Origin of the sequence: Luteibacter sp., from assembly GCF_051958795.1 — a bacterium.
GTDB lineage: Bacteria > Pseudomonadota > Gammaproteobacteria > Xanthomonadales > Rhodanobacteraceae > Luteibacter.
In genome coordinates this window covers 1-4,631 of sequence record NZ_JBQCFT010000429.1, presented here as the reverse complement: position 1 = coordinate 4,631, position 4,631 = coordinate 1, and the positions used below count along the sequence as shown (strand labels likewise).

The following is a 4,631-nucleotide window of genomic DNA, read 5'->3' as shown; positions in this document are numbered from 1 at the left end:
CGCCGCGACGGTCACCCTCACCGGTACCAACACGTATAGCGGCGGCACCACGATCAACGCGGGCACGCTCGCCATCGGTGCGGGCGGCAGCCTCTCGCCGGCTGGTGCAGTAAACCTCGCTGGCACGGGTACGTTCGACATCAGCGCGGGCGGTGACCAGTCGATCGCTTAGCTCAACGGCGTTGCAGGGAGCACTGTCGCGCTTGGCGGCAGCACGCTGACGTTGGGCGGCGCCACCGACGCCACGGTAAACAGCACGATCACCGGCACCGGTGGCCTGGTGAAGAATGGCGCGGGCAACCTGGGCCTGGGCGGCGCGAACGTCTTCAGCGGTGGCGTCACGCTCAATGCGGGTGGACTGGTGCTCGGCAACAATCAGGCGCTCGGTACGGGCGCGCTGACCGTCGGTGGCGCGGCGTCCCTCATGGGTACCGGGCCGCTTGCGCTGGCGAACGACATCGCGCTCAACGCTGACCTCAACCTCCTCGGTGACGACGCGCTGTCGCTGGATGGCGACATCAGCGGCACGGGCCGCCTGTTCAAGCTGAACCTGAAGGCGCTCGCGCTCAACGGCAACAACACGTACTCGGGCGGCACCACGGTGGATGGCGGTTCGCTCACCGTCGGCAGCGACACTGCCCTGGGCAGCGGCGATCTCGCCATCAACAACGCGACGCTGGAAGCGGGCACCACGGTGACCCTGCCGAACAGCGTGAGCGTAGGCGCCGATGGCGTCACCGTGGATGGCGCGAACGACCTCACGCTCAACGGCGCGCTCTCCGGTACGGGCGGTATCGACAAGGAAGGCACCGGCACCTTGACCCTCGGCGGCTCGCTGGCGGATTACACCGGCGGCCTCACCGTCAATGCCGGAACGCTCAATGCGACGGATAGCTACACGGGCGGTGTGTCCGTCGGCGCGGGCGCGACGGCCGGCCTGAACGGCGCGGCAAACAACGTGACTGCCACAGGCCCGATCGCAGGCACGCTCAACCTCGGCGGCGGCAGCCTCAACCTCACCTACGGCAACCTGCCGACGGTGACCGGCACCGTGAACGGCAATGCGGGCACCACGCTCAACATCGGCGGTGACAGCGAAGGCTCGTTGCAGAACGGCGTCTTCAACGGCATCGGCAACCTCAACGCCCCCGCGGGCACGCTCGTGATCGGCGCAGGCACCAACGTCGCCTTCGCCGGCGGTACGACGATCGGTGGCAACCTCGTGGTGAACGGCACGCTGGGCGGCCCGGTCACGGTGGGCAATGGCGGCGGTGTGGTGGGTGGCGGCACGATCACCGGGCCGGTCACGGTCGATAACGGCACGGTGGCCCCGGGCGGTATCCCGGGCGCGAGCGGCGCGGCGGCCGACACCGGCACGGCGGGCACGGTGCTCACCACCGGCGGCCTGAACCAGACGGGTAATTCGCACACGGTCATCCACATCAACCCCAACGGCAGCAACGACAGCATCGTTTCGAACGGCCCGACGACGGTAGGCGGTACGCTGACGACCACGCCGGTAGGCAATGGCAGCTTCGGCAACTCGACGACGTACACCGTCGTGACCTCGAACACGCCGATCAACGGCACGTACGGCAGCGTGGTGAAGGGTGACCTTCCGTTCCTCGATGAAGGCGTGACCACGAATGGCAATACCGTCACGGTGACCCTGAGCCAGGCTGGCACGGGTGGCCCGGTGACCCCGGGTGGAGAGGGCACCGGTTTCGACCAGGTCCCGGGACTCACGCCGAACCAGGGCGCCGGCGCTGGCGTGCTGCAGGGTGCGGCCGGGCAGGGCGCGGCCACGGGTAGCGAGCCGCTGTCGACCTTGCTGGGCTACCTGCGCGGCCTGCACTCGGCGCAGGTGCACAGTGCCTTCGACTCGCTCACCGGCGAAACGTATGCGTCGGCAGCGCAGGCGGAACTCACCGGCCAGAGCCAGTACCAGGATTCGGTGTTCTACCGCCTGAAGCTGGATCGCGATACGGGTGAGCGTGGCACGGCAGTGTGGGCCGAGCCGTACACCTCGAGCAGCGATCTCTCGCGCAGCGCTAACGTGGCACGGGCCGACTACCGCATCCACGGCATCGTGGTGGGTACCGATACGGATCTCGGCAACGACTTCCGCGCCGGTGTGCACATGAACCTGGCCAACGCGCGGACGGAAGTGCACAGCCGCGGCGATTACACCGACGTGGACCAGGCTGCGGTCGGCCTGCATGCCCTGTACTTCAACGACAAACAGTTCTGGATCGAAGGCCTCGCCTCGTACGGCTGGCATGACGGCGACAGCCATCGCCGGATCAATGTCGGTGGCTACACGCCTGAAGCGCGCGGTGATTACGACGGCAAGTCGACCAACGGCGCCATCGAGAGTGGCTTCCGCTTCAACGTCGGCAACGCGATGCACCTCGAACCGTTCGTGGGTGCCTACTACAGCAAGGTCAAGTACGACAGCTTCACGGAAAAGGGCGCGGGCGACGCGGACCTGAAGGTGGGCAAGGCCTCGGCGACCAGCATGCAGTACGGCGCCGGCCTGCGCCTGTCGGGCGATGTGGACCTGGGCGTGGCTGGCACGAAGCTGCACCCGATCGCGATGGTGCGTTACCTGCACAACACGAAGGACGACACGGTCTCGGTGAACAACAGCTTCGCCGGCCTGCCGACCGACAGCTTCGCCGTGGAAGGCTCACGCCCGATGAAGAACCACTGGCAGGGCGCGGTAGGCGCCAGCTTCGACTTCACCCCCGCCGCCAGCGCGTTCGTCTACTACAGCACCGACCGTGCAACGCACACCCGCAGCGACGCGGTGAACCTGGGGGTGCGCTGGAACTTCTGACGCACTCGCAAGCCATCGCGTGCAAGCACGCTCCCACAGAGAACGCTGTCGTGGGAGCGTGCTTGCACGCGTTGTACCGTAGGAGCCCACCCTGTGGGCGACATCTTTCGCCAAACCGCACAGGCCGCGGCGTTCTTCGTGGGAGCGTGCTTGCACGCGATGCGCGCACCGCGCGCTCAAGCCTGCCAATACCCCGTAGCCTTCACCCAATCCTTATCGATCCCACGCTTCTCCACCAGCAACGAACGCAACTCACGCGCCCGCTTCGACTCCGTGGCGACCCACCAGAACGTATCGCCCGCAGGGATCGGCAACGCAGCTACCGCCTCATCAAGCGAAGGCGAAGCCCCGCGGATGAACCAGCGCGCCTCACGGGCCAGGGCCTGCTTCTCGCTCTCGGAGGCAATCTCCGCGAGCACCGTCACCTGCGTGCCCTCCGGCATCTCCTCCAGCCAACGCCCGATGGCGGGCAGGGCGGTTTCGTCGCCAACGAGCACGTAGTGGTCATAGTCACCCGGCACGATCATCGAGCCACGCGGACCACCGACGCCCAGCTTGTCGCCGACCTTCGCCTTCTCCGCCCAGGTGGAAGCCGGGCCTTCGCCATGGATGACGAAGTCGAGATCCAGCTCGAGCGCATCGGCGCGGAAGGCGCGAGGCGTGTAGTCACGCGCCGGTGAAGGCACCTTGCCTTCCGGGTATTGCGGACCGTCAGCCGTCATCACCGGCATGTTGAATTCGCCGTCGGCCACGGGGAAGAACAGCTTCACATGGTCGTCCGGCGATGCCGAGGGGAAGCCTTCCAGCTCCGGCCCCTGCACGGTAATACGGACCATGTGCGGCGTGAGCGTCTGCACCTTCACGACGGTGAGCATGCGCATGCGCACTTCATGGCGCATGCGCTGGATGGCGTGTTTCTCGCTCATCCGTGGCGCTCCGCGATCTGCTTCGCCGCCACTTCGATAATCGCCGCGACGCGCTTCGTCTCCGCTTCATCCCACGCCTTGTGGTGGTTCAGCAGCTGGTACTTCATCACGTGCATCGCCTCGCGCACGCCCTCGGGCACGGTCATGCGGCGCATGTGGCGGGACATGACCTGGAGGCGTTCGGTCAGGGCTTCGAGGGTGTCGCGGTTCTCGGTGAGGAAGGCCTTGCCTTCGTCAGTGATAGCGTAGAGCTTCTTGCCGCCGGTTTCCGCTTCCACCCGCGCGTAGCCGAGTTCCTCGAGCATGGTGAGGGTGGGGTAGATGGCGCCGGGGCTGGGGCTGTACTGGCCTTCGAACATTTCCTCGATGGTGCGGATGAGTTCGTAGCCGTGGCGGGGCTGTTCTTCGATGAGGGCGAGGAGCAGGAGGCGCAGGTCGCCGGTGCCGAACATGCGTCCGCCGCCGCCAAACCGGCCACCGCCGCGGCCGCCGCGCATGCCGGCGTCGCGTTCGTCGAAGCCGAAGGGGCCACCGCCGCCGAAGCGGCCGCCGCGGCCCATGGCGTGGAAGTGTTCGTGGTGGCGCTGGTGCATTTCATCGCGGAAATGCCGCTTGGCGTGGTGCCAGAAGTGCATGGGAGTTCTCCGATATATCGTACGTAGTGGTCGTACGATATATCGCAAGAAACACTCTTGCAAGTACTTTGACGATATATCTTAGGGGGCCTCGATCGGGCTCGCCTTCGGCTTCGCGGGGCTCGGCTTCGCCATCGCTTCTAGCGCTCAGACGTCTCTGGAAAGAGCCCTTGGCGCCCTGAGGTGGTCAAGTCTTTCTAGACAGCCGATAGGGTGTTTTTTCGACTCATC

Annotated in this window: 4 protein-coding genes; 2 read left to right on the top strand and 2 right to left on the bottom strand. The window is 66.4% G+C overall.

Annotation, left to right across the window (positions count from 1 at the left end; all coding sequences use genetic code 11):
- Together ACTHLF_RS21425 and ACTHLF_RS21420 are read left to right on the top strand one after the other, a co-directional pair.
- On the top strand, nucleotides 1-172 hold a 172-nt coding region (locus tag ACTHLF_RS21425; RefSeq protein WP_440330292.1), incomplete at its 5' end, for an autotransporter-associated beta strand repeat-containing protein.
- Between the two features lie 51 nt (nucleotides 173-223).
- On the top strand, nucleotides 224-2,839 hold the full coding sequence (locus tag ACTHLF_RS21420; RefSeq protein ID WP_440330290.1) for an autotransporter outer membrane beta-barrel domain-containing protein: 2,616 nt from the start codon (nucleotides 224-226) through the stop codon (nucleotides 2,837-2,839).
- Nucleotides 2,840-3,015: 176 nt separating this feature from the next.
- Here ACTHLF_RS21420 and ACTHLF_RS21415 read toward each other — a convergent pair whose 3' ends face one another.
- Together ACTHLF_RS21415 and ACTHLF_RS21410 are read right to left on the bottom strand one after the other, a co-directional pair.
- Nucleotides 3,016-3,765, bottom strand: coding sequence for a siderophore-interacting protein (locus ACTHLF_RS21415; protein ID WP_440330288.1), 750 nt, complete (start codon nucleotides 3,763-3,765; stop codon nucleotides 3,016-3,018).
- Nucleotides 3,762-4,400, bottom strand: a complete 639-nt coding sequence (locus ACTHLF_RS21410) for a PadR family transcriptional regulator (protein WP_440330286.1) — start codon at nucleotides 4,398-4,400, stop codon at nucleotides 3,762-3,764. The genes ACTHLF_RS21415 and ACTHLF_RS21410 overlap by 4 nt, the downstream gene beginning before the upstream one ends.
- Between the last annotated feature and the right edge of the window lie 231 nt (nucleotides 4,401-4,631).